The following is a 26,505-nucleotide window of genomic DNA, read 5'->3' on the forward strand; positions in this document are numbered from 1 at the left end:
TGGATTAAATTTTTTCAAAAAAATAACCGCACTTTATCGCGCGGTTACATTATTTTATAAGCATTTAGCTGGCTTTGGCAGACCAGCCAATTTAGTTGCTTGCTTAGCTGGTCCGTCAGGGAAGAGCCGTTGCAAATAGCGGCTATTCCCTTTATCCGCACCTAATTTTTCTGACATTGCTTTTACCAACATTCTAATCGCAGGGGAGGTGTTATATTCTTGGTAAAAATCACGCACAAAATAAATCACTTCCCAGTGAGCTTCGGTCAGTTCTACATCTTCTAGCTGAGCAATGTGTTTTGCTACATCCTCATTCCAATCAGCAATATTAAGTAAATAGCCAAAGGCGTCCGTTTCTATTTGTTTTCCTTGTACGATAATCATATTAATTCACTTCTTTAAAGCTGATCATTTCATTATAGGAGTAGTCAGAGACATCTTCATCATCAAATTTCATTGGTTCGATGCGTTCTTCATCAAATGCGGTATCCCCTTCAATGCCATCAAGTGATTGACCATGTTTAATGCCTTTGAAATCGAAGAGTTTTGGGTCACATAAGTGTGACAACGTAATGTTTTGCATGGCGCTAAACATGGTTTCTAAGCGTCCAGGATATTGACGGTCCCAAGTATTCAACATTTCTTTTACTACTTGACGTTGTAAATTAGGTTGAGAACCACATAAATTACAAGGAATAATTGGGAATGCTTTGGCTACAGCATACTTTTCAATATCTTTTTCTTTACAGTAAGCCAATGGACGAATCACGATTTGCTTGCCGTCATCTGAAATTAATTTCGGTGGCATAGATTTTAATTTTCCACCGTAGAATATATTCAGAAACAGGGTAGCCAACATATCATCACGATGATGACCAAGTGCAATTTTTGTTGCCCCAAGTTCAGTTGCTGTACGGTATAAAATACCACGGCGTAGGCGAGAGCAGAGAGAGCATGTTGTTTTGCCTTCTGGGATTTTCTCTTTTACGATGCCGTAAGTATTTTCTTCAACGATTTTATAATCCACACCAATACTTTGCAGATATTCAGGTAAAACATGCTCAGGAAAACCTGGCTGCTTTTGGTCTAAATTGACTGCAACGATATCAAATTTAATCGGTGCACTTTGTTGTAAATTCAACAAAATATCGAGAAGCGTATAGCTGTCTTTACCACCAGAAAGACAAACCATTACTTTATCACCATCTTCAATCATACCGAAATCAGCAATCGCATTGCCAACATTACGGCGAAGGCGCTTTTGCAATTTATTGAAATTATAACTTTGTTTTTTATCTTGGTTTTGTTCTGTCATATTGATTACTTTAGTTAATAAAAAAGCCCTGAAATAATTTCAGAGCTTATAAATTTTATGGAGCCAGCAGGTGAGAATTTTTCTGTTTTTTCTTCTAAAAGAAAAACTCAACTTTTGGCGTAATCTTAAATGTAATTGCTCTAAAAACAATTTTGGAATTATATCACACAACCTAGTAGGAATGTGGCTATGTATTTTCCGCAAAGATTATTAATCTCCTCTCAATATTGAAGTAATTAATGTTGCACATATGCTTTTTATCACATCAAAAGATAAGTCAAGGCTTTTAGCTTTAGCTGCATTTTTAATTTTATTCCAAACATTATCACTACGAATTTTGTCAAAGAATTAATGTCCTTGCCAAGTAAGTGAAAGTGCAACATAGTTTTCACCATCAAGATCACTCAAATCTTCAAGGGTGATTAAGCCAGCCTGCTCAAGCAATTTATAATGGTAATTGACAATAGCTGGTGAAACCCCATCGAACACATCATTTTCAAGAAAACTTGTGTTATCTGCTTTTTCTTCTAATTTAAGTAGTATTTTACGAATTAAATCCCAATCTCTTTTCATTTTGTTATACCTGTACAATCTTATACACTTCTGTTAAATCTAGCTCTTATTAAATGTGAATTCAACCATATTTTGAGGGAGGCTTACAATTTAAAAACAAAAAACTTCATATAGAGTAATCACAAAAATATTTAACTGATTGGCGTAATTCTGGCGTAATAAACTTATAAAATATATGAAAACGGGTAGTGCTAAAGAGTAGAAATGTTTAAACGTTGATATAAAGATTTATAGGCGATTGATTTTATTTTGAAATATACAAAATAAAAATCCCCGTCCAATGAACGAGGATTATAATATGGTGCCTAGGGTCGGACTCGAACCGACACAGTTATTCACCGGCGGATTTTGAATCCGCTGCGTCTACCAATTTCGCCACCCAGGCATTTGGGTTGTTCTGAATTATACGTTTATCTTACTTCGTTGCAAGTAAAATTTCATTAAAAACGTGTGGTTGTTTTAAATTTCATCAACTTGTATTCAAAAAGAAAAGGGAGGTTTAAAATAATTTGATACGTTGTCACAAATTATAGGTAAAATAAAAGCTTAGTATTTCTACTAAGCTTTATGATTATCTAATTAAGCGGTTTGACCTGCAAGGTTACCTAAATCTTTATCGATTAAGAATAAGCCTTTGCCATCTTCGCCAAGAAGATTTAATTTGTCTAAAATACCGCTGAATAATTTCTCTTCTTCGTGTTGTTCTGCAACATACCATTGTAAGAAATTGAATGCAGAGTAGTCTTTTTCTTCAAAAGTTTTACCCACTAATTCATTGATTTTACTTGTGATCAATTTTTCGTGTTTATAAGTTAATTCAATGATTTCTTTTAATGATTTGTACTCATGCGCAGGCGCTTCAATTGCAGTGATTACCGCTAATGCACCAGTTTCGTTTAAATAAGTGAATAATTTACGCATGTGTTGCATTTCTTCTGCAGCGTGTTCTGATAAGAATTTAGCTGCACCTTCAAAACCATTTTGTTCGCACCATGCACTCATTTGTAAGTAAAGGTTTGAAGAGTAGAACTCAAGGTTCATTTGATCATTTAATAATTTGATTACGTTTGCTGATAACATTTTGTATTCTCCTTCTAAAATTATAATGTTGCTAAATCACGATCGATAAAGTAAAGCGAACGACCGTCTTCACCCAGCAAGTTAAATTTATCAATAATGCTATTGAATAATTTTTCTTCTTCGTGTTGTTCTGCAACATACCATTGTAAGAAGTTAAAAGTAGAATAGTCTTTGTTTGCGAAAGTTACTTCAACTAATTCATTAATTTTAGAAGTAACGAGTTTTTCATGTTCAAGTGTGGTTTCAAATACTTCTTTAAGTGATTTGTAGTCATTCTTAGGTGCATCAATTTTACCTAAAAGTGGCATACCACTTGTTTCACTCACATATTTGAATAATTTTTGCATGTGTTCTAATTCTTCATCAGCATGACGAAGTAAAAATGCTGCAGCACCTTCGTAACCGTGCTTGCTACACCAAGAACTCATTTGTAAATAAACATTAGAAGAGTAGAACTCTAAATTGATTTGTTCATTTAACTTATCTGCGATTGCTTTATTAAGCATAACCAACTCCTTTCCTTATTAAGTAGAGATTAAAAATAAAAACAAGACTGCTTAACTTGTCATCGGTGTGCATTCTAATCTCACAAATGAGAATAGTCAAGTATTTTTTTTAAATTATTTCTATAAGTCACTAATAACAAAAGAAAAATCAATGTTAATTATTCTCATTTAGGTGATGTATGTAAAATAAATTCTCATTATCAGATCAAGAATAATGAAATCTGCAGAATTGATGTACGCAATTGTATTCAGAATTCACATAGCGTTATCTACAAATTTCATACTAATTCCAATTATTCCATTTCAAAGACATCCATTTATTTCTTTTATATCCACAACCCAAAATCACCTTATTTTGAGTAATGCATGAAATAGGATAGTCACTTATATTGATTTGTGACATATTTATATTATACAATTTAACATAATATACATTATGCGAAATCAATTACAAGGTTAGTGAAAGCTACGTATTAATAAAATCACAAAGTTATACACAGGTTGTAAATACCACTTAAGCGATGCAAAACCTGGCTCTAAAGCACCTTGCAATAAGATGAAATAATGATTTATACACTCTAAAGTTGTTATGTAAGGAAAAAATAAAGAAGTTTACATGTATCAAATAATGACAACGCTACGTGAATTCTGCGTTATTTTATGAGGTGAATATCATCAGATTTAAAAAAGAAAAACGTAAATCTCAGGGATTAGGATTTACGTTTTGATGAATGGCATTTGTGTGACTATGTCACGATATGTATAAGATTAAGATAACAGTTTTGCTCCGTATTCATAAACCTGTTGCAGTAAATTCAGTTTGGTTGGATTATCAGAATATTCCTCCGCTAACCGTTGTAGACTTTCCTCAAATTTAACCGCACTTTGTTCTAATTTACGTTGGCGATATTTTTGCCATTTGATTTGCTCAGCACGATTTAGAGTTTTATAGAAATGTCTGGCACGATAATGGAATAACAATTCAGGAATTCGTTTATCTTCAAATGCTAAACCATGTTCAGCTAATTTTTCAGCTGGTAAATCGCGTAAAATAGCCATATTGTTTTTATCGGCATTGCTAAAGAAACCATTATAAAGTTCAGTTTCTACATTATTACTCGGCTCAAATTCTCGTTCTCCTGAGAAGATTTCAATAACTTTCTCGCGAATATCTAAGGATTGGCGCAATTTTGCTAAATTATCTAAGCAATGTTGTCTATCTATCCCTAAACGAGCTGCATTTTCCGGCAGTAACGTTTTTGCAGGCGCCAAAATTGGGCATTTATTTATATGAACCAATTTTAGTGGGATTGATGAAACTCCCCTTTCTTCTAGCTCGCTTTTCTTGGTATATAAATCTTGTCGCAAATCAACCGCACTTTTACTGAGTAAATTATTAATATCACCAGATAAATCACAGACGATTACAGCATTCTGATTAGTAGGATGCCATGCTAATGGTGCCACCCAAGCACAGTTGCCGCGATAATTACCCAGCATGCCCGAAACGTGCACTAATGGTGTCATTTCAGCGGTATCGATCAGTTTCTCAATTTCCTTTTTACCTCTATGCTCAAAGAAGAATTGAAATAATTTAGGCTGCTTTTCTTTAATTAATTTAGCCATGGCGATGGTTGCATACACATCAGCCATCGCATCATGGGCATTTTCATGCTCAATGCCATTTGCTTTGGTTAGTTTTTCTAAGCGGAAGCTTGGCATTCCATCATCGTCATAGGCCCAATTAATGCCTTCAGGACGCAAAGCATAACAGGCGCGCACTAAATCCAGTAAATCCCAACGAGAATTACCATTTTTCCAGCTATATTCATAGGGATCGATGAAGTTACGGTAAAAGGTATAACGAGTCATTTCATCATCATAACGAATGTTGTTGTAACCCATCACACAAGTATTGGGTTGTGAAAATTCAGCTAGAATTTTTGCGGCGAATTCAGGTTCAGGAATTCCCTTTTCATTACATTCTTGTGGTGTAATTCCTGTGACCATTACGGCTTCCGGGGCAGGCAAATAATCATTGGTTTGCTTGCAATACAACATAACAGGCTCGCCAATAATATTAAAATCTGCATCGGTACGAATACCAGCAAATTGAGCTGGACGATCACTTGCCGGATTGATACCAAAACTTTCGTAATCGTAGATAAAAAAACTAAAATTGTTTGCCATAATTAAGCCAAAATTTTATCTAAATAATATAAACAGAAAATTGCTGAAAGGCTGATAAGAACACCAAACCAGTTGATTTTGCTGATTTTTTCTTTAAAGAAAAATGCGCCGGTGATGGTGCCTAAACAAATAACACCAATATTCATTCCCGCAAAAACTAAGGTTGGATTTTGTCCGAAACTTTGGTGCGCTTTAATGTAAAACAGGATATTAAAGAAATTCAATACACCTAAAATAATTCCACCAATAAAGCTTGGCACAGTCCATTGAGTGCGTTTTAGGAATAAATATAGGAACATGACACAAGCGGCTAATGAGAAAGCAATGAATAATGTGGTTGGGAATGCTCCCCCGCTTTTGGCTACTTGTTTGAATAAAATATCAATGGTGCCATAGCCAAACCAAACACCGATTAAGCCTAAAATACCTTTAAAAGTGACCGCACTTTGTTCATTTGATTTGTTCAAGATACAGAATAAACCAATGAATGCCAAAATAATGCCAACGATTTTTGGCGGACTTAATGTTTCATGGAAGATAATGAAAGAGGCAACAATTGGTAGAAATAACGATAAGCGTTGTGCTGCATCTGAACGCACGATACCCGCAAATTCAACGGCTTTAGACATAATGATAAATACGGTTGGTAATAAAATACCTAACGCCAGGAAAATAGGTGTGCTATCACTTTGTGCTAGATATTCGGTAAATTCTAATCCTTTGAAATCAGGTTTGAGTAAGAAATAGCTTAATGAAATGGCGACAATATAGTTAAACGCAATTGCTTGTTCAATAATGATATTTTTCTTGCGAGCAACTTTGAGTAACACCGATACGGCAACACTACATAGAATGGCTAAAATAAGGTTGTGCATAATTCGTCCTAAATTCTCATAAAAATAACAATGAAAAAAGCGGCCAATTGCTTTGACCGCTTTAAAAAACTACTCTGTTGCGCCAAAGCCACGCAAACCAACCACATGAACTTGTTCTTGGTTGCCGGCAATTTTACGCACCAGTTTATAGGTTGTCCCTTTTTCAGGGCTGATATTCTCTGGCGCAGCGATAAGTAATTGCATATCCAAACGTTCGCAAAGTTCGAACAAGGTGGAAATGGATTTACCATCCAAACGCGCCGCTTCATCCAAGAATAGCAAACGACATGGTACGATATCTTTTCCGCGAATACGGCGGCTTTCCTCTTCCCAGCTTTGTACAACCATTAATAGGATTGACATACCCGTACCGATCGCTTCACCTGTCGATAATGCACCACTTTCAGCACGTAACCAGCCATCTGCACCACGGAAGACTTCAACTTCTAGCTCAAGGTAATTACGGTAATCTAATAATTCTTCACCGATAGTTTGTGCTGTGCGTTGGCCCATATCAATATGCGGGTTAATGCGTTGATAAAGTTTCGCAATGGCTTCAGAGAAAGTAATACGATTATCGCTGAATAAATCTTGATATTCTTCCTGTTTACCAGATAGCGCATCAAGCAACATCGCATGTGTATCACGAATATTGACCACTAAACGTACCGATTTCACCTGACCGAATGCAATATTTTGTAGACCTTGGTTCAACATGCGAATACGGTTCTGTTCACGTTGAATGGTTTTACGCATAATATTCGCCACACTTTCAGAACTGATCGCCAATTTTTTCTCACGGCCAGTCAATTCTTCTGTTAAGCGATTAAGCTCAATTTCCATTTGCTCAATTGCATCAATCGGATCATCCGTTTTAATAATATCCTGACGAATACGTTCACGAAGATGTTGATATACCGCAATGAAGAAGCGGACTTTATTTTCCGGTTTGCGGCTGTCTTCAGAAATACGCAATGCATCGCGGAGATATTCATTATCAGCCACCGCAGTACGTAACGCACCTAAGGCTTTATCTGACATTGAACGTAACTCATCAGCAGATAAATAAGCTAACTCACGACGATTGAGTCGTTTTTCCACATCAGAATTGCGAGATAAACGGAGAACCACGCACCAGCTGACTTTCGCTGCCACAACTAATTCACGTTGAGTTTTGTAATCACGTTCTGCTTTGCGAATACGTTTATTTAAGTTATCCGCTTCGCTTTCAATAAGCGTTAGTTGTTTTTCGACATAAGAACGACGTTGACGGCTAGTTGAAAGTTGTTGATACAACTCATCACGGCGATTTCTTGCACGTTCCTCTGCCCCTTCATCAGCACGCACGCCCAACTCACCAATCTCAGCAATTAATTCTTTCAACAATTGATTTTTACTGTCGTAAGAACTTTGCAATTGAATAAATACTTGGTTGTATTGTGCAAATTGACTTTGTTTTTGACGCAATTGTTCACGTTGAGTATCACGCTGTGTTTGTAATTGTTCCAAGCGTTGACGTAGTTGCTCATTAAGCTCTGATGTTTCTGCTTGTCCAGCATCTTCATAACTGAAGTGATTTTTACGTTGCACCACATCCGCTAAAGCAAATACACGTTGTTGTACTTGTTTTTGACGTTCAACGGCTTGAGTTAAATCAGCTTTTAAGCGCTCATAGTTTTCTGGATCGCTTTGTAAAGTATTTGCAATCGGCTCTAATTGTGACAACGCAACGCCATGTTGACGAATAAAGCTTTCATCTTGCTCTGCGATGTCTAATTGTTCACGGCACTCTTCAATGCGATCAAGTAATTCTTCATCAGCAAGTAAGTTAAGCTGTGGCATTAACTTATTCAACAATTGCATTTTTTCTTTGGCATTATCCAATTTAATTCGAATTTGTTGTTCACTGCTTGAGAATTGATTGAGCTCACGATCAATTTCATTGCGCTCTTGATTGATTTCCGCCATCACCTCTTCAGGATTTGGTTGGAATGCAAGGGCTAGATGTAAGCCAACAAATTGACTAAAGTGTTCGTATAAACGTTGACATTTTTGTACATCAAAGGCGATTTGTGCGTATTCTTCCGCAATTTCATCACGTTTAGCTTGTAATTCTTCTAAATGTTTTTCACGTGCAGCACGGCCGAATAATGGAATTTGCGGGAATTTTGAATAACGCAATTCACGATCAGATACTTGCACCACAACGCCCATTTCAAGTTCTTGGGCTGAAAGTACGCTGTCATCAAAGGCATTTGGGTCACCTTCGATTAAATATAAATCGTCCGGACAATCTTCTAAATTAGCTAATTGTTCACGTACCGTGTTGAGATCACGCACAACAATAGCATGACGAGCTGGACCATAAAGTGCCGAGAAATAAGGTGCATCTTCAATTGGTACATCATCATATAATTCAGAAAGCAATACCCCACCAAAACGTTCTGCAAGCACATTTAAACGAGCATCTTCAGAACCATCTGGTTGGCTTAAACGAGAAATTTGCTCGTCTAATTGTTGACGTTGTTTTTCTAAATTGTCACGTTGAATAGTCAGTTCACGTTCTTTTACCAATTGTGATTGCATAAAATGCATTACATCTTGGCTATGCTCGAAGGTTTCACCACTTTGCTCTTGTAAGCGTTCTAAAGCGGCTTGAGCAGTCAACCAAGCGGGTGCTTTACGAGCATTTTCTTCGTAAAGTGCGGTCAAACTTTCACGTTTTTGACGCAAGGTTGAACGGTTTTCTACTTGCTCAGCAAGTTCTTCATTCAAACTTTCAATGAGTTCTTCTTGTTCAGCGTGATATGCTTCAAGTTCATCTGCGGTTTCTAAAGATAAATCAGCACGTTGATTAAAATCAGCCAATAATTTAACCGCACTTTGTTGTTGAGCATAGCGCTGTTCTAACTCATGTAATTTTGCGCGTAATTGAGGTGTTTGTTGAGCTTGAATTTTTTGTGTTGGATATTCACGCAATAATTCTTTAGCACTTTCCCAAGCACTTGAACGAGGCACATCACCGGCAATTTTGCACACTAACTGATAGGCCTTATCAAATTGTGATTTTGCCGCTTCAGAAATAGACATTTTATGTTCTAACTCAAGCACTTGCTCGGTAAGACTTTCTGCATGGGCCGCAAATTCCGCATGGTAATCTTCCGCATTTTTCACGCTTAAATCGGCTAAACCACATAAGGTTTTCGCTTTTTCAAGCGCGGCAATCGCTTGTTGATATTGCAATGCACGGGTTTGTTGTGCATCTAATGCTTGTTGATAGTCCGCAAGTTGCGCACGTACTTGGTCAATTTCAAGTTCCGTTTGCTCAAATTGCGCTTGGCTTTCTTCAAGCTGTTCGGTTGCGGTTTCCACAACCATTTTTTGTTCTTCTAATTTTTCTGTAAGCTCAGCCACATCTTCTTGATAACGCGATACTTTTTCTTGATGACGTAACGCATTTAATACCAAGTTTAGATGGTCTGCCGCACTTTGATGATCGACTTCTAAAGTACGTTCATTTTCTGCCAACTCTGCAGCTTCACGGCTTAAGTCAATTAAGCGATGTTGTGATAATTCTTGCTCAGCTTTTGCTTTATACCAATCACGGCGGAAACCTAGAGCGGCTTCGATATTGCCGCGGCGTTCATTGGCATTACGCATATAATCTGATGCCACATAATTAGTGGTTTCGGTGATTAAATGTTTGAATAAATCACGGTCAGATTGCGTAACTTTAATTGCTTCAAGGGTCATGCGGTTTTCACGTAACGCACTTTCCATATCTTGGAAGGCTTTGCGCACACCAAGGTTTTCCGGCAATAAGTAATCACGTAAAGAACGGGTAATGGCACTGGAAATACCACCGTATAAAGAAGCTTCAATTAATTTATAGAATTTGCTACGGTCTGAGGCACTGCGTAAGCGTTTTGGAATAATGCCCAAATCAAACATCATGCCGTGATAATCGGTGATAGAATGATATTGCTTAAATTGCGCACCAAGGTTTTCAATTTTATCTTTTAATTCATTTAAATTGAGTACGCGCGCTTGACGTTCACCGACTGTTTCGGTGAAAAGTGCGGTCGGATTTAAGGATAATTCCACTCCTTGAATTGAGAAGGTTTTTAAATCCACTTTCTTATCACGACCCGCAATTTGTTGTAGACGCACCCCCACGAGAATTCGTTGGTGACGAGAGTTGATGGTATCTAATACTGCGTAACAAACGCCCGGACGCAATTTACCGTGTAACCCTTTATCACGCGATCCGCCTGTCGAGCCGGCTTCTGTGGTATTACGGAAATGCAACAAGGTTAAGTCTGGAATCAACGCTGTGACAAAACCCGCCATGGTTGTGGATTTACCGGCACCGTTACCACCGGAAAGTGTGGTCACCAATTCATCCAAATCAAAGGTACGGGCAAAAAAACCGTTCCAATTAATTAAGGTTAATGAACGGAATTTACCTCGTTCTACTCCACTATGTTGGTTTAATACAGGAGCAATAAATTCTTCTTCAACCTGTTCGGTTGATTGCTCAGGTTCGTCTTGATAGATTTCGTTTTCAAGTTCTAATACATCAGACATTATTCTTCTTCTCCTGCATCATCAAATTCTTCATCAATTTCGACCGCACTTTCTTCATCATCGAGATCATCAGCATTGCTCGCCGCTTTTGCTTGCTTTTCGAGTTCGAGAGATTGTGGTGTTGCTGCTTCCCCATCACGAATTAAACGAGCTTGTGCTTCTAACGGGTCATCACCAGAACGGACTTCAGCCCCAAAACGGAAAACTGATTCTGAAATCGTAAATTTACCGCTATGCTGTTCGCCTACGGTATGAATCATGCCTAAACGACGTAAACGACCGATCGCCGCACGTACTTTTTCAGATAATTTTTGCTTATCTAAATCTGAACCGCTGGAACGTTGATTGACTGCTTTTAATAATTTACCTTCGTCTGCTAAATTCAGTAATTCATCATAAACTTCTTGCGTACTGAAGATACCTTGCTGTGCCAAACGTTCTGGGCTTAAATACAAATAGCAAAGCACTTTTCCTACTAACATTTCTAATTCGGAAAGCACTGAACGGGCGATTAACGTCGTCGCTTTTGGACGTAAATAGAAAAAGCCTTCCGGTGCACGAATTAATTCCACGTTGTAACGGCGGTAAAAGCCATCTAACTCATTTTGGAAATCCATCAAAAAAGCATGATTATCTAATTGATCTGTGCTGATATGGCGACCTGAACGCAACAAGCTGTCCACTGCCGGGAAAATAGGATTTGCAATGGCATTTGCCAATTTCGGGGAAATTACATCTTGAATATCTGTCATGGTTAATTTCTCATTTTATGAATTCGTTTTTGGTTAAGCCACAGAATTAATATTTATCAATCACATGCGCTTGCACTTCTGCGCCGTAATCGTTAATTTCCTGCCATTGCGGATAAATACCGGCTAAATCATCATTTGCCATACCTAAACGCACTGCTTGATCCACAATAATACGTGCCACATCAAAATGACGTGAAAGCGGATAAGCCTCTAATTGTTCTTTTAAGACTAAACTTAAATCAATCGGACGATTATTTTCACGGTATTGAATGAGTAAGTCTTGCATGTGTTCGACGATTTGATCATGTAAATCAGCTAAAGATTCATATTGCAATTCTTCAGGTAATTCGCCCAATGCATCATCTTCACGTAATACCATTTCTTCATCTCGCAGATCAACCAAACGTTCCGCTTGAGCAGTCCACAAGAACCAAGGATGATCGAAATAGCTGTGGATAGAATTACGCAAGCGTTGTGAGAATACGCGGTTTTTATCCATATCAATGGCGGTACGGATAAATTTATGCACGTGACGGTCATAACCAATCCATAAATCAATGGCTTGCTGTCCCCAACTAATAATGCGGTCAAGCTTGGATTGCAAATCAGTGATTAATTGTTCAATAAAATACAGCTCATCATGGCCAATTACACAATCTTGAATACGTAATAATTGCGCCTGTAACTTATCACCCGCTGCATTTAAGGTGTCTTGTAACTCACGTAAATTGCCTGAGGTTTCATCTAATAAACGCTCACAGCTGGAAATTGCAGCCTGCCAATCTTTGGTAAGTAAATTGGCAATTTCTTCTTTAATGCTTTGCTGATTTTCATCCATCACACGTTGTGATAAATCAATACTATCGAAAATCTCTGCCACAGAATATTTTAACGGAGCGAAAACATTCCGGCGCCAAAAATGCTCATTCTCCCCTTTTGCTGTACCTTCTTCTGCAGCATCAGATGCACGCTGAATTTCATCAGCCACAATAGAAAGCTGTACAGAAAGACGCAACGCAGAAAATTCACGCTGACGAATATAATAATCTGATACGCCAACACCTAGCGGAGTGAGACGATAAATGGAAAGGCCTTCAGTAAATTCACTGCTGAAACGGTTAAGAAAACGCTGCTTCACCAATTCATTAATAGCATTATTGGCACGAGTGGCAATCGCGTCCGTTGATTGGTCAAAGGCATTGGCAGTATGGCGGAAAATATCCACTAAATCCGCTTCTAGCATCTCACCGTCTAAACGTTCGTTGTTATAAATGGCAATAGCCAATAAAAACACTAAGCGCTCTGTCGGCAGATTTAACGAAAATTCCCGCTCTTTCGCCCATGAGACGAGTTCAGGAATGGTTTGTGAGGTTTCGATCATTCGGTTACAAAAGCTTAAAATTGAACAAAAAATTTCTGAGATTATACAGGATTTTTTCTCAATCTTGAAAATCTTCTTGCAAATTGACCGCTCTTTTTAAATTTAAAATATCCTTAACTTAAATAAGGAAATATATTTCCGAATAATCGAACAACATTCAAACAAAATTTACAATTCTTTACAAAATTACCATACTCATTTACTTTTCTATACAAAAAAAGCTATCTATAATCCCAGCGTATAGATACGCAATCGTTTTCTTAGTGAAAGATATTTTAATTATCCTGTTTTAAAAAACATTATAAATCAATAATTGAATCTATGATCGACTCGTATTCTATATTGTTCTGTGTATATTTTATACAAAACTCTATGAAATTTTTTAATTACATGCAATTTATGTAGTTAAAGAAGAAAATCAAGCGAGGACATATGAAAAACTTTAAATTTAATGCTATCACGGCATTAATTGTGGGGCTGAATATGGCCGCAGTCAATGCTGCAGATGGTCCCATTCTTAATAATGGTTTAGATAATACTGCAACAGGACAAAATGTCATTGTTATAGGACATAAATCTGTTGTCGGAGGAGAGAATTCTACATCTATCGGCACTAATACAACAGCAGATGGTATTAATGCCCTAGCTCTTGGTACTGATGCAAAAGCAAAAGTCACAAATCCTGCTGCTGCAAATTCTAATAAACCTGCAAATTTGATTGCAATTGGTACAAATGCTAAATCTGAAGCAGCTGAAACAGTGGCTATTGGGGAATCAGCTAAAGCATCAAAACAAAATGCTAATGCCTTTGGTTCAAAAGCAAAAGCTGAGGGAGAAAGTTCATTAGCTTTAGGCTCTGGTTCATATGCAAAAGAAGACTCATCAGTAGCAATTGGTAATGATTCCAATGCCACTGCTGAATCTTCAGTCGCAGTCGGAGAATCTACAAATGCAACTGCTGTTTTTGCTACTGCTATAGGTGATAGTTCAACTGCTGCAGGTGTACGTAGCGTTGCAATCAGCGTAAATTCTAAAGCTAAAGCAGAGGATTCTATTGCGATTGGTGCGAATACAAGTTCTGAAATTAGAGGGGTTTCTATTGGAGCTGGTGCTTCTGCACATTATCAAGGTATTTCTGTTGGTTATGAAAGTAAGGCAACAGGTATTGGTTCAATTGCAACTGGAGTTGGCTCAACTGCGGCGGGATTATCTGCTATTGCAACAGGTTCAAATGCAACTTCGTCAGGTATAGCATCAATAGCTGTTGGTGACAAATCTAAAGCAACTGCAGGTTATGCTGTTGCAATTGGTGATAAAGCAAGTGCAACTCACGGCTCAAGTGTGGCGTTAGGTAATGCTTCAGAAACAAAACAGGCTGCTGCAGTAAATGACGCTACTGTAAATGGTATTTCTTATAATGCCTTTGCTGGAACAGATGCGACTGGGACAGTCTCCGTTGGTTCAGTAGGCAATGAACAATTTACTCGTCAAATTGTTAATGTTGGTGCGGGTGAAATTTCCAAAACATCTACTGACGCAATCAATGGTTCACAACTTTATATGGTCGCCGAGCAAGTTGGTGAAAATAAAAAACGTATCGAGAACATCCGAGTTCGCGCAGGTGATGTAAAAGTAAAAGCTGGTGATAACATCGATGTAGAAGAAACTCACGATGATGCTAACCAAGTAAAAACCTATACTGTTAGTACCAAAAAAGACATCAAAGCAAATTCTTATACCATTAATAATTCCAATATCAAAATTGATCAAAACGGAATTAATGCAGGTAACAAAAAAGTTATCAACGTTGCAAATGGTGAAAATGATAACGATGCGGTTAATGTTTCACAATTAAATAAAGTGAAAACTGATGTGGCTAACAATACTAAAAATATTGCTACAAACACTCAAAACATCGCTAACAATACTAAAGCAATTAATACTTTAAATAAGAAAGTTCATGATGTTGACCGTAAATCTCGCGCAGGTATTGCTGGCGTTGCAGCAATTGCCTCAGCTCCATCTGCTCGTAAAGATGGTAAGAGCATGGTATCAACTGGGGTTGCTCACCACCGTGGTGAAAGTGCGATTGCAATCAAAGCGTCTCGCAACTCTGACAATGGTCATTGGTCATCGAACGTAAATGGTGCAGCAGATACTCGTGGTCAATGGACTGTAGGTGCTGGCGTAGGTTACGAATGGTAATCTGATTTTAATCTAAAAACAAAGAGCCACAAATTTGTGGCTCTTTCTCTCTTCTCAAAATAATCAAAAATTTGACCGCACTTATTACAATAGATATCGCCAAACGAATGCGCTAACTAAAATAATCAGCATGATAATAATTTGTATTAAACGTTTTTTGGTTAATTTTTCTGCAGCCATATTGATTTGCTCTTCGATAACTTCTGAAATTGACTATTTAGTGGTAGAATAATTGCGTTAGATCAATTTTACACTATATTTATCGATTTGAGGAATAAATGAAGAATTTCGTTTCAGAAACCAAATCAGGACGCAGAGTTCAATCTGGCGGTTGTGCAATCCATTGTCAAGATTGCAGTATTAGCCAACTTTGTATCCCTTTCACATTGAACGAACATGAGCTCGATCAGCTTGATAATATCATCGAGCGTAAAAAACCCATCCAAAAATCTCAAGTCCTTTTTAAAGCCGGTGATACACTGAATTCCATTTATGCGATTCGTTCTGGAACCATTAAAACTTATACCATTAGCGAAGCCGGTGAAGAACAAATTACCTCTTTCCACTTACCTGGTGATTTAGTGGGCTTTGATGCGATCACAAATATGCAACATCCAAGTTTTGCACAGGCTTTGGAAACCGCTATGGTATGTGAAATTCCATTTGATATCTTAGATGACTTATCTGGAAAAATGCCTAAGCTTCGTCAACAAATTATGCGTTTGATGAGTAGTGAAATCAAAAGCGATCAAGAAATGATTTTATTACTGTCTAAAATGAACGCTGAAGAACGTTTAGCGGCATTTATTCACAATCTATCAAAACGTTACTCCGCTCGCGGTTTCTCTGCGAAAGAATTCCGTTTAACCATGACCCGTAGTGATATCGGTAACTATCTCGGTTTAACTGTTGAAACCATCAGCCGTTTACTTGGACGTTTCCAAAAATTGGGTGTACTCTCTGTTCAAGGTAAATACATTACTATTAATGATATTAATGCCTTGATTGATTTAACCGGTGTACATAAAACCAAAATCCAATTAGCAGAATAATTTAAAAGCGTGAGTTTTCACGCTTTTTTAACATTTGAAACAAAAAAACTTGCACGAGATCACTTTTTTGATAATCGGTTCTTGTCATCGTTTAAAATCTTTTCTATCCTATTGATATCTCATATCTTGGAGGTTTTATGAAATTTAATAATATTCTTGTTGTACTCAATCCTGATAACGAAAAACAATATGCTCTAGCTCGTGCTGTTCGTCTTGTTAAAGAACAGCAAAATGAAACAAAGGTAAAAATCACCACCCTTTTGAGTGTTTATGACTTATCGTATGAGATGTCAGCGCTTCTTTCTTCTGAAGAACGCAGTGAAATGCATAAAACAGCCGTTGAACAACAACGTCAAGCTGTGCAATTTTATTTAGATAAATATGCTGATCCGGAAATTGAGTTTGAATCTCACATTGTATGGAGCAGCAATGAAGCGGATGCAATTCGTGAAGAAGTTGAAAAGAATCAATACGACCTCGTTGTGAAATACACTAAAGATGAAGAGAGTTTCACTTCATTGATTTTCACACCAGTAGATTGGCAATTATTGCGTAAATGTCCAATTCCAGTATTAATGGTGCGTGATGGTGACTGGAAACACCAACGCCGTATTTTAGTTGCTGTTAATGTGTCAGGTGAACAAGAATATCAAGATGAATTCAACCGAGAGTTAGTTTCAACAGGCATGAATTTAGCGGAAAACTTAAACCGTGGTAACGTACATTTAGTGGCAGCCTACCCTGTTGCGCCAATTAATATGGCAATTGATTTACCTGAATTTAATACTTCAGGTTATGAAAATGGCATTCGCGGCCAGCACCTCATCAATATGAAAGCCTTACGTCAAAAATTTGGTATTGATGAAGATCATACCCATGTACGTGAAGGTTTCCCTGAAGAAGTGATTCCTGAAGTGGCGAAAGAAATTGAAGCTGAATTAGTGATTTTAGGCACAGTAGGTAGAACAGGTTTATCTGCAGCGTTATTAGGTAATACAGCTGAACATGTGATTAGTAAATTAAGCTGCAATCTACTAGCCATTAAACCTTCTAAAAAATAAGCCTATTTAGCTTTTTATTTAAAATAAGTGCGGTCAAAAAAAAACAATCATTTTAATGACCGCACTTTTTTGTTAAAAAAATGTGAAGTTCCTCACAAAATCAACTTTTTCCATTCGTCTCATCATTTCTTTTTCGTTATACTCATCCGCCCTATCGAAGACTTTCTATAAATTGATTTTGATTAAAAAGGAAAGACAATGAAAAAAACATTAATTGCAGCACTACTTGGTTTCTCTGCGCTCGCACAAGCTCATGAAGTTTGGGTTGCAACACCTGCACAACTTGCTTCTAATTCCGTTTTAAAAGCTGATTTAGCTTATGGTGACTACCCTTACGTTGAAAAAATTCCTGAAAAACGTCTTGCTATTTTTCCACCGATGGAACTCATCAATCAAGATGGTGAAATGCAAACATTAGTACAAAAAGGTGAAAACTACCAATATCAATCAGAAAAACCGTTAAAAGATGGTTCATATTGGGTAACAGCGACTTATAAACCAACTTTCTGGTCACAAAATAATGAAGGTTGGAAAATGGATAACTTACAAGGCACACCAAATGCATTCTATTGCGAACAAACTCAAATGTTTGGTAAAGCCTTTACCGTTGTTGGTAAGAAACCGTTGAATGCAGATATGTCGATGACACGCCTCGGCTTACCACTTGAAATCGTGCCACTTAAAGATCCAAAAGCAATTAAAGCGGGCGAAGCTTTCCCTCTTCAAATTTTCTATAAAGACAAACCACTTGCGGGCGAAACGATTATTGCAACGTCTGATACCTTTGTCGTAAAAGATATGGAAGCAGCAACATCTCACCGTGAACCACAAGCGTTCTCAGGTAAAACAGATAGTGAAGGTAAAGTTAACTTTATTCCATTAATTGAAGGCGTTTGGAAACTTAAAGTGATTCATAAAGAACCATTTGAAGATCAAAAAGTTTGTCAACATTCAGCGAATTACGCGACGTTAATTCTCCCTGTTGGTAAAGCTAGGGCTAAACTGCCACCAAAACCAGAACATCATCACCATTAATCATAAAAAAAGTGCGGTCAAATTTAACCGCACTTTTTTAATATGTTCTTAATGCTGGAGGTTTATAATGTTCAATAAAGCTTTCTATTTCTTGAAGATCATTCGAGAATAAAATTTTCTCAAAATCACCTTGAGTAAAAAAGCCTTCTTTCACCATATGGCTAAAAAAGGACTTTAATGAATCGAAATACCCCTTTTCATTAAATAGAATACAAGGATTATTATTTTTCCCTATTCTAGCCCAAGAAATCACTTCAGCAATCTCTTCTAAAGTGCCAGGTCCACCAGGCAAAGCGATATAAGCATCACCGAGCTCAATCATTTTATTTTTTCGCTCAGACATGCTTTCAACAACCACGGTCTTGGTCAAATTAGGATGTGCAACTTCTCTGTCTTGTAAAAATTGAGGAATAATGCCAATTACCTTGCCTTGATGAGCAAGTACAGTATCTGAAACCACGCCCATTAATCCCAATTTTCCGCCACCATAGACTAAAGTATGTTGGCCATCAGCAATCCATTTTCCTAATTTTTTTGCGGCAGCCTGATAGGCAGAATCATTACCTAAACTCGCACCGCAATAAACCGTGACGTTCATCCTACTTTTTCCGTTCTACCCATTTTCCATCAATATAATCCACAATCCATTTTGTGGCTTTACCATTCTTTTCAGAGGTAACATATTGATGTTTTTCTTTACGGCTGAAACGGATAATGGCTTCATTACCCTCAGGGTCTTTTTGCGGCGCATCGGCTAAATAACGTAATTTTTCTGGTAAACGATCACGATAAAGGGCTAATTCCGCCACTTTTGCTGGGCGTGTTTCACGTGATTTCGGGAAGTTATGTGCAGACATAAACACACCACTTGCCCCATCACGTAATACAAAATACGCGTCAGATTTTTCACATTTTAATTCAGGGAAATGAACCGGCTCTTCTTTTGGCGGTGCAACCTCGCCGTTTTTCAAAATCTTACGGGTGTTATCACAGTTGGTACAGCCCATATATTTACCAAAACGACCGAGTTTCAAGTGCATATCCGAACCACACTTGTCACATTCTACAATCGGACCGTCATAGCCTTTAATTTTAAATTGGCCTTGTTCAACCAAATAACCATCACAATTTGGATTGTTACCACAAATATGCAATTTACGATGTGGGTCAATAATGTAACTGTCCATCGCCGTGCCACATATCGGGCAACGTTTACGATCCATTAAGGCCTTGGTCTCAGAAGCCTCATCCAACACATTTAATAATTCCGTTTCTGGAATGAGATTAATCGTGGTTTTACAACGCTCTTTTGGCGGTAAAGCATAACCAGAACAACCTAAGAATACACCTGTGCTTGCTGTACGAATGGCCATTTTACGGCTACAAGTCGGACAATCAATATCGGTGAGTACAAGGCTATTTGGCTTCATTCCACCTTCTAACTCATCTAATTCAGCCGTAGAAAGTTGGGTAGAAAAATCTTTGAAGAATTGATTTAACTCTGCCTTCCAATTTTTCTCACCTGATGCAATTTGGTCTAGTACGTTTTCCATATTGGCGGTGAAATCGTAGCTCATCAAATCAGTAAAAGATTGATTTAAACGATCAGTAACAATTTCGCCCATTTTCTCGGCATAGAATCGACGATTTTCAATGCGCACATAACCACGTTCTTGAATAGTCGATATAATTGCCGCATAAGTCGAAGGACGACCAATACCACGTTTCTCCAATTCTTTAACCAATGCTGCTTCAGTAAAACGAGCGGGCGGTTTGGTAAAGTGTTGGCTTGGCGAAACCGTTTTTAGTGCTAATGTTTCGTTTAAACTCACAGCCGGTAAAATTTGGTCTTCTGGATTCTTACCTAATTGTGGTAAGACTTTTGTCCAACCATCAAAACGTAAAATACGGCCTTTGGCTTTCAATTCATAATCGCCAGCCATTACAGTAACGGTTGTACTGTCATATTGTGCAGCCGGCATTTGGCAAGCTACAAATTGACGCCAGATTAAATCATACAAGCGCACGGCATCTTTATCCATACCACTTAAATGATCCGCGAGCATTTTCACATCAGAAGGACGAATCGCTTCGTGTGCTTCTTGTGCATTTTCTTTGCTCGAATAGAAATTCGGTTTAGCGGGCAAATAATCTTTACCGAAATGGCTTTCGATATAAGAGCGTGCCATATTTAATGCATCTTGGCTCAAGTTGGTTGAGTCCGTACGCATATAAGTGATGTAACCGGCTTCATATAAACGTTGAGCCAACATCATAGTTTTCTTCACCCCAAAACCTAAACGCGTGCTTGCAGTTTGTTGTAAGGTTGAAGTAATAAATGGGGCTCTTGGTTTAGAACCTGTTGGTTTTGTTTCTAAATCCGTGACAACGTAATGTGATTTATTTAAGAAATCAACCGCACTTTGTGCTTCTTTTTCATTTTTCGGCTCAAATTTCTTGCCTTTATATTGCACCACATCCAAACGCAAGTCTTCTTTCTTGCTCGTTTGGGTTAGGGCTTCAATTTCCCAAAACTCTTCTGGTTGGAATGCTTTAATTTCACGTTCACGCTCTACTACCAATTTCACGGCAACAGATTGCACACGTCCAGCAGATAGACCTCGTGCCACTTTCTTCCATAATAATGGCGACACCATGAAACCTACCACGCGGTCTAAGAAACGACGGGTTTGCTGAGCATTAACCTGGTCCATATTAATATGAGCAGGATGCTGGAATGCTTTTTCAATCGCTTTCTTCGTAATCTCATTAAATACAACGCGACTAAAACGACTATCATCGCCACCAATGACTTCGCGTAAATGCCACGCGATAGCCTCTCCTTCTCTATCCAAGTCGGTTGCGAGATAAACATGGTCAGATTTTTTAGCAAGGGATTTTAATTCAGCTACCACTTTTTCTTTGCCTGGTAGAATTTGGTAATTGGCTTTCCAATCATGATAAGGGTCAATTCCCATACGTTTCACTAAGGCCGCACGGTCTTTTTCTGCTTTAATTTTGTTTTTTTCTTCCGCACTTAATCCTTTAGTGGAAACGGGTTTAGCCTTCTCGCCTGTGCTACTCCCTGCAGTAGGCAAATCACAAATATGCCCTACGCTGGATTTCACCACATACTGGCTACCTAAATATTTATTGATGGTTTTCGCTTTGGCTGGCGACTCCACAATCACTAAAGATTTGCTCATTTGCTTACCTAAAATATAACTAGAATTCTGTAAAATTGGCGATATACTGCAAACTTACGCCGATAAAATCAAGCTTTTTTTCAAAAAGGATTTATAAATGGATAAACTCAATGCAATTTCGGTTTTCTGTAAAGTGATCGAAACGCAAAGTTTTACACAAGCCGCCAACCAACAGAATATTTCTGTGGCGATGGCGAGTAAATTAGTTTCACAATTAGAAGAACATTTAAAAACGCGATTATTACAACGTACAACACGAAAAATTGTGCCAACTGAAGCCGGCATGCTTTATTACCAACGTTGCCAAGCCATTCTATTAGATTTAAGCGAGGCTGATTCTAGCATTAGTAATATGGCAACGAGCTTACAAGGCAATTTATTAATCTCTGTGCCACGTGATTTTGGCTTACTTTATATCTCGCCTAACTTGCCTAAATTTATTGAACTTCATCCTAATTTACACGTAGAAATTGAATTTGAAGACAAACGTGTTGATCTCGTTGCTGAGGGCTATGACTTAGCATTACGTATCGGCTATATGCAAGATAGCTCACTTGTTGCACGTAAAATTAGTAGCTCCCTTATGCATTTTGTTGCCTCTCCAAGTTATTTAGAAGCACGAGGCACACCACTTACACCTGACGATTTAGAATATCACCAAGGTTTACTTTATAAATCATCGTTAAATCAAGTGCATTGGCAATCAACAAAAGCCAATCAAATTCAACGGTATAAAATTCAATCTAAAGTGGTTTCCAATAATGGTATGGCATTGTTAGAAATGACAAAAGCGGGATTGGGCATCAGTAATGCACCGGATTTCTTTGTAAAAGATGCGCTTGCTTCAGGTGACTTAGTTGAAATTTTGTCTGAATATAAACAAAAACCTTTAGATATTTATGTGGTTTACCCAAACCGTCGTCATTTGCCTGCAAAAGTTCGTGCATTTATTGAATTTCTCGCAAGTCTCGGTTTGTGTGAGAACTGTCAAATATAAAAAATAAGGGCGGATTTAACCGCCCTTTATTATTCAAATAATGTCCAAATCGGTTTTACCTCTTCAGGTAAAAACAAATTTTTTCCTAATTCAATCCAGCCGCAAGGAAAATGAAAGTCTGAACCTAAAGACGCGGCCAAGTCATATTCATTGGCTAAGCGCGCAAGATATTGACGCTGATCTTTAGTTTGTCCACTATCCGCGACTTCCATGCCATCACCCCCCCATTGTTTAAAATCAACAATTAATCGACGAATCCATTTTCCTGTCATGTTATAGCGCATAGGATGGGCAATGACTGCAACACCACCTGCCGCATGAATCGTATCAATCGCCGTTGGAATATTCACCCATTCAGCTTTGACAAAACACGATTTTCCACTGCCTAGATAACGCTTAAAGGCTTGCCCATCATTTGAAACCTTTCCGATTTGTACCAAATAGCGCGCATAATGAGCACGAGTTACTTCCCCATTGGCTAACGCTTTTGCGCCTTCATAGGCATTTGGAATGCCTGCTTTTTCTAATTTATGGCCAATTTCGACCGCTCTTTTTTCTCTCAGTGATTTTTGTTCAGCTAAAAGTGCGGTCATTTTTGGATGCGTTTTATCAAAATTTAATCCAACAATATGGATACCACGACCTTCCCAATTTGTTGAAATTTCCACGCCATTAATTAGCTCAATACCTAATTTATCGGCTTCGAGTTTGGCTTCATCAATGCCCATCACAGTGTCGTGATCACATAAAGCGAGCACATTGACACCTTGTTCATGAGCTCGTTGTACGAGTTCTGTAGGCATTAAAACACCATCTGAAGCCGTACTATGGCAATGTAAATCATATTTTTTTATCATTTATTTGATCGCTTTTACTAATTCTTTAACTAATCTTGGACCGTGATAAATCAAACCAGAATAAACTTGTAACAATTCAGCACCTGCTTCAATCTTCTCTTGTGCATTTTGTACACCATCAATGCCACCACTCCCAATAATCGGAATTTGCCCTTTCAGCTCTTGATGTAATCTTCGAATAATTTCTGTACTTTTGTGCTGTAATGGTTTTCCACTTAAGCCGCCTTGTTGTTCCGCATTTTTTAAACCTGTGACGTTGTCGCGAGAAATCGTCGTATTAGTCGCAATTACCCCGTCCATTTGATGACGAAGTAACGTATCTGCAATTTGAACGAGCTCAGTCTCGGATAAATCAGGTGCAATTTTTACTGCAATCGGCACATATTTATTATATTGCTCAGCTAATACTTTTTGGCGCTGTTTTACACTTTGCAGTAAATCATCAAAATAATCACCATACTGCAATTGACGCAAATCTGGAGTGTTTGGTGATGAAATATTTACCGTAATATAATCCGCATAGTTATAGGCTTTATTTAAGCAAAATAAGTAATCATCTTTCCCCTTTTCAAGGGGCGTGATTTTATTTTTACCAATATTAATCCCAATTACGCCATCAAATTTTGCCTTTTTAACATTTTCGACCACGTAATCAATGCCATAATTATTGAATCCATTACGGTTAATAATCCCTTCCGCTTCCACTAAACGGAATTGGCGAGGTTTCGCATTTCCCTCTTGTGCTAAAGGCGTAACCGTCCCCACTTCAATAAAACCAAATCCCATCGCACCAAATCCATCAATGGCTTCGGCATTTTTATCTGCTCCTGCCGCTAACCCAATAGGATTTTTAAAGGTAATGCCCATCACTTGCTTAGGCGTACATTGTGGACAAGCTAAAAGCTGCTTTAATAAAAATTGAAAAGGATATTTACCCGCTAAATGCAATGATTTAATCACTAAATCATGGGCGGTTTCAGGATCAAGGGAAAAGATGGCTTTACGGATCAAAGAATACATACTCGTTTATCTCTCAGGATAGTTCACTGTAAATGGAAAGTGCGGTTGATTTTACCGCACTTTTGTTGAAAAGTTGTGTTGCATTTTAAAATGAAAGCAAAGTATATGCAACGAAAGGTACTTAGATAACTCTACTTGCGAATGTAAAGCTCCTTAGTATAAACATAATCCTGTGGATTATGCATTGGGAATCCACCTACTGCTGGATTAATTACTTTGATCAACGGTGAATAGAATATCGGGATTAGAGGAGCCTCTTCCGCAATAATCAGCTCTGCTTGACGATATAATTCAGCACGCGTCTTATCATTTAAAGTACTTTGTGCTTCTTTCATGATTTGATCAAATTTCTCATTCTTCCACTGCCCCACATTTTCTGGTGATGTAGAAAGCAAAGAATTGAGAAATGCAGACGGTTCATTGTATTCAGCATCAATAGACATACGGGATAATTGGAAATTACCGATATTGCGTTCACCCAAGTAGGTTTTCCATTCCATCGTACGTAATTTTACATCTGCACCTAATTGTTTCTTCCATTCAGAAGCGAGCGCCAACGCAACTTTTTCATGTGTCGCATATTTGTTATAAAAAATCTCAAACTGGAGCGGACGTTTTTCATTATATCCTGCATCATTTAATAATTTTTTAGCTTGTTTAACTCTATCTGTTAACGGTTGATTTAATTCAGCAATGTTCGGTGCAGTAAAACCATCAACGTCTGGAGGTGTCAATGTCGTTGCAGGTTTACGTAACCCAATAATATGTTCAGCTATTAATGGTCGGTCTAACGTAAGATATAACGCTTTGCGAACCTTTTCGTTATCAAATGGTGGTTTCACCACATTGAACGTGTAGAATTCAGTCGTTAGTCTCGGGACCACAAGTAACGCGCTTGGCGTATTTTTCTGAATGTGTGGTATTTGCTCCACTGGTATCCAAGTTAAATCCAATTCTTTAGCTTGGTATCGTTGATATGCAGAAGCTAAACTTTCTTGAAATAGGTATTCAGAAGTATTAATGAGCGTATTTTTATCATTCCAATAAAGTGGATTACGTTCCGCTGTAATTTTCTCATTAATCGTCCATTGCTTTAATTGATAGGCTCCATTGCTTACTATATTTTGAGCTGTCGCCCATTTATCACCAAATTGAGCCAATTTATGATGTGGTACAGGGAATGTCGTAGGGTACGCAAGTAATTGCAAGAAATAAGGTGTAGCTTGGGTAAGAGTAACTTCAACTTGTTTATCATTAAGTGCTTTAATGCCTAATTCATTCAACGGCATTTTACCTTGCATTACTTCTTCAGCATTTAAAATATGTGCCTTTGTTAAATAATTCGCATTTGGGCTACCAAACTTAGGATCAACTGCACGTTGCCAACCTAGCACAAAATCTTGAGCAGTTACTGGTGTACCGTCCGACCATTTTGCATCACGCAATGAAAAGGTATAAATCTTGCCATCGTCAGATACTGTCCATTTCTCTGCCTGTGCAGGCTGTACTTGTCCATTTTCATCTAACCAAATTAATCCTTCAAATAAATCAATCACAATTTGTGCAGCTGTATTTTCTTGCACCAATTGGGGATCAAGTGACCCAGGATCACTATGTGTATTTTGACGGAAGACCTGTGTTTCAGAAAGTGGTGTGCCCTCAGGCACATTGGCTGAAAATGCTGTTGTTGAAAAAATGCCAAGCATCATACTGACCAGCACTGATGTTTTGTATGTTTTCATATAAAATCCTTATTAACTAATATGGCGAAATGCCATTAATCATTCTATCAAAGGCAATAAAAGAAAAGATT

Annotated in this window: 20 protein-coding genes and 1 tRNA gene; 5 read left to right on the forward strand and 16 right to left on the reverse strand. The window is 37.8% G+C overall.

The genetic code is table 11. The annotated features are described in order from the left end of the window. Window positions 1-54: 54 nt before the first annotated feature. The 11 genes from PARA_RS08325 to mukF all read right to left on the reverse strand — a co-directional run bounded on the left by PARA_RS08325 (window position 55) and on the right by mukF (window position 13,259). Window positions 55-384, reverse strand: coding sequence for a TusE/DsrC/DsvC family sulfur relay protein (locus PARA_RS08325; protein WP_014065383.1), 330 nt, complete (start codon window positions 382-384; stop codon window positions 55-57). Between the two features lies 1 nt (window position 385). Continuing rightward, a complete protein-coding gene (gene ttcA, locus PARA_RS08330) occupies window positions 386-1,315 on the reverse strand; it encodes a tRNA 2-thiocytidine(32) synthetase TtcA (RefSeq protein ID WP_014065384.1) in 930 nt (309 codons plus the stop codon). Between the two features lie 348 nt (window positions 1,316-1,663). Next, a complete protein-coding gene (locus PARA_RS10475; RefSeq protein ID WP_014065385.1) occupies window positions 1,664-1,888 on the reverse strand; it encodes a DUF2513 domain-containing protein in 225 nt (74 codons plus the stop codon). A gap of 299 nt (window positions 1,889-2,187) precedes the next feature. Then, window positions 2,188-2,273: transfer RNA gene (locus tag PARA_RS08340), tRNA-Leu, on the reverse strand. A 194-nt stretch (window positions 2,274-2,467) separates the two neighbouring features. Further along, window positions 2,468-2,968, reverse strand: a complete 501-nt coding sequence (gene ftnA, locus PARA_RS08345; protein ID WP_014065386.1) for a non-heme ferritin — start codon at window positions 2,966-2,968, stop codon at window positions 2,468-2,470. 20 nt (window positions 2,969-2,988) lie between these two features. Then, window positions 2,989-3,474, reverse strand: coding sequence for a non-heme ferritin (ftnA, locus tag PARA_RS08350; protein WP_014065387.1), 486 nt, complete (start codon window positions 3,472-3,474; stop codon window positions 2,989-2,991). A 768-nt stretch (window positions 3,475-4,242) separates the two neighbouring features. Beyond that, complete coding sequence (gene sbcB / locus PARA_RS08355) at window positions 4,243-5,664, reverse strand: exodeoxyribonuclease I (protein WP_014065388.1); 1,422 nt, start codon at window positions 5,662-5,664, stop codon at window positions 4,243-4,245. 2 nt (window positions 5,665-5,666) lie between these two features. After that, entirely contained in the window at window positions 5,667-6,539 is an 873-nt protein-coding gene (locus PARA_RS08360; protein ID WP_014065389.1) for a DMT family transporter, read from the reverse strand. Window positions 6,540-6,608: 69 nt separating this feature from the next. Beyond that, complete coding sequence (mukB, locus tag PARA_RS08365) at window positions 6,609-11,126, reverse strand: chromosome partition protein MukB (protein ID WP_014065390.1); 4,518 nt, start codon at window positions 11,124-11,126, stop codon at window positions 6,609-6,611. Further along, window positions 11,126-11,878: a chromosome partition protein MukE gene (mukE, locus tag PARA_RS08370; RefSeq protein WP_014065391.1), complete on the reverse strand. Its 753-nt coding sequence runs from the start codon at window positions 11,876-11,878 to the stop codon at window positions 11,126-11,128. The genes mukB and mukE overlap by 1 nt, the downstream gene beginning before the upstream one ends. A gap of 46 nt (window positions 11,879-11,924) precedes the next feature. Then, a complete protein-coding gene (gene mukF, locus PARA_RS08375; RefSeq protein ID WP_014065392.1) occupies window positions 11,925-13,259 on the reverse strand; it encodes a chromosome partition protein MukF in 1,335 nt (444 codons plus the stop codon). A 432-nt stretch (window positions 13,260-13,691) separates the two neighbouring features. On the opposite strand from mukF, the gene PARA_RS08380 reads away from it, so the two are divergent. The 4 genes from PARA_RS08380 (at window position 13,692) to PARA_RS08395 (ending at window position 18,612) form a co-directional block, all read left to right on the forward strand. Next, complete coding sequence (locus PARA_RS08380) at window positions 13,692-15,464, forward strand: YadA family autotransporter adhesin (protein WP_014065393.1); 1,773 nt, start codon at window positions 13,692-13,694, stop codon at window positions 15,462-15,464. A 278-nt stretch (window positions 15,465-15,742) separates the two neighbouring features. Continuing rightward, window positions 15,743-16,516: an FNR family transcription factor gene (locus PARA_RS08385; RefSeq protein WP_014065394.1), complete on the forward strand. Its 774-nt coding sequence runs from the start codon at window positions 15,743-15,745 to the stop codon at window positions 16,514-16,516. Window positions 16,517-16,653: 137 nt separating this feature from the next. Further along, entirely contained in the window at window positions 16,654-17,577 is a 924-nt protein-coding gene (gene uspE, locus PARA_RS08390) for a universal stress protein UspE (RefSeq protein WP_014065395.1), read from the forward strand. Between the two features lie 198 nt (window positions 17,578-17,775). Further along, window positions 17,776-18,612: a DUF4198 domain-containing protein gene (locus tag PARA_RS08395; RefSeq protein ID WP_014065396.1), complete on the forward strand. Its 837-nt coding sequence runs from the start codon at window positions 17,776-17,778 to the stop codon at window positions 18,610-18,612. A 37-nt stretch (window positions 18,613-18,649) separates the two neighbouring features. Here the strand turns inward: PARA_RS08395 and PARA_RS08400 are convergent, their stop codons facing one another. Together PARA_RS08400 and topA are read right to left on the reverse strand one after the other, a co-directional pair. Further along, window positions 18,650-19,210 carry a TIGR00730 family Rossman fold protein gene (locus PARA_RS08400; protein WP_014065397.1) on the reverse strand — a complete coding sequence of 187 codons (561 nt, stop codon included), beginning with the start codon at window positions 19,208-19,210 and terminating at the stop codon, window positions 18,650-18,652. Window position 19,211: 1 nt separating this feature from the next. Further along, entirely contained in the window at window positions 19,212-21,818 is a 2,607-nt protein-coding gene (topA, locus tag PARA_RS08405) for a type I DNA topoisomerase (protein ID WP_014065398.1), read from the reverse strand. Window positions 21,819-21,915: 97 nt separating this feature from the next. Between topA and PARA_RS08410 the strand changes: the two genes are divergently transcribed. After that, a complete protein-coding gene (locus tag PARA_RS08410; RefSeq protein ID WP_014065399.1) occupies window positions 21,916-22,815 on the forward strand; it encodes a LysR family transcriptional regulator in 900 nt (299 codons plus the stop codon). Window positions 22,816-22,844: 29 nt separating this feature from the next. Here the strand turns inward: PARA_RS08410 and rnm are convergent, their stop codons facing one another. The 3 genes from rnm to PARA_RS08425 all read right to left on the reverse strand — a co-directional run bounded on the left by rnm (window position 22,845) and on the right by PARA_RS08425 (window position 26,434). Beyond that, window positions 22,845-23,672 (reverse strand): RNase RNM, encoded by an 828-nt coding sequence (gene rnm / locus PARA_RS08415; protein ID WP_014065400.1) that lies wholly within the window; start codon window positions 23,670-23,672, stop codon window positions 22,845-22,847. Then, on the reverse strand, window positions 23,673-24,692 hold the full coding sequence (gene pyrD / locus PARA_RS08420; RefSeq protein ID WP_041918269.1) for a quinone-dependent dihydroorotate dehydrogenase: 1,020 nt from the start codon (window positions 24,690-24,692) through the stop codon (window positions 23,673-23,675). 131 nt (window positions 24,693-24,823) lie between these two features. Continuing rightward, entirely contained in the window at window positions 24,824-26,434 is a 1,611-nt protein-coding gene (locus PARA_RS08425) for an ABC transporter substrate-binding protein (RefSeq protein ID WP_014065402.1), read from the reverse strand. Window positions 26,435-26,505: the final 71 nt, after the last annotated feature.

The organism is Haemophilus parainfluenzae T3T1, from assembly GCF_000210895.1.
Taxonomy (GTDB): Bacteria; Pseudomonadota; Gammaproteobacteria; order Enterobacterales; family Pasteurellaceae; genus Haemophilus_D; species Haemophilus_D parainfluenzae_A.